The organism is Curtobacterium sp. VKM Ac-2861 (assembly GCF_013204965.1).
Lineage (GTDB): Bacteria > Actinomycetota > Actinomycetes > Actinomycetales > Microbacteriaceae > Curtobacterium.
Map to the genome: position 1 here is coordinate 1 of NZ_JABMLA010000015.1, position 966 is coordinate 966.

Here is a 966-nt window from a genome sequence, read left to right on the forward strand (position 1 = left end):
TCCCTGTTCCTCCAGCCCGACCGCAACCTGGCCCTCGAGCTCGTGCGTGCGACGGAGGCCGCCGCGATCCGTGCGCAGCCGTGGGTCGGGCGTGGTGAGAAGAACCTCGCCGACGGTGCGGCCGTCGACGCGATGCGCAAGTTCCTCGGCACGGTGAACTTCGACGGCGTCGTCGTCATCGGTGAGGGCGAGAAGGACAACGCCCCGATGCTCTACAACGGCGAGCACGTCGGCAACGGCCACGGCCCGGCCTGCGACATCGCGGTCGACCCGATCGACGGCACCTCGCTCACCGCCGCCGGCCGTCAGAACGCCATCTCCGTCATGGCCGTCTCGGACCGCGGTTCGATGTACGACCCCTCCGCCGTGTTCTACATGGACAAGATCGCCGCCGGCCCCGAGGGCCGCGGGGTCCTGGACCTCGAGAAGCCGATCGGCGAGAACATCCGCGCGCTGGCGAAGGCCAAGGGCAAGGACCTCGAGGACATGGTCGTGGCCGTGCTCGACCGTCCCCGTCACGACGAGCTGATCCGCGCGATCCGTGCGACCGGTGCAGGCACGCGACTGCTGCTCGACGGTGACGTCGCCGGTGGCATCGCCGCCGCGCTGCCCGGCTCGACGATCGACATGTGCGTCGGCGTCGGTGGCACCCCCGAGGGCATCATCACGGCGTGCGCGATCAAGGCGCTCGGCGGCGTGATCCTCGGCAAGCTCCAGCCCAAGGACGACGAGGAGCGCGAGCGCGCCATCGCCGCCGGCCACGACCTGGACAAGGTCCTCGACCAGGACGACCTGGTCACGGGTGACAACACGTTCTTCGTCGCCACCGGCGTCACCGACGGCGTCCTGGTCGACGGTGTCCGTCGCTCGCGCGGTGTCATCCACACCGACTCGCTCGTGCTGCGGTCGCGCTCGAACACCATCCGCCGCATCCAGGCGGACCACCGTGCGGAGAAGTGGTTCTAG

General features: G+C 69.9%; 1 protein-coding gene. It reads left to right on the forward strand.

Features of this window, described 5'->3' with window-relative positions; translation table 11 throughout:
• Positions 1-3 precede the first annotated feature (3 nt).
• Entirely contained in the window at positions 4-966 is a 963-nt protein-coding gene (glpX, locus tag HQQ88_RS19165) for a class II fructose-bisphosphatase (protein ID WP_173171131.1), read from the forward strand.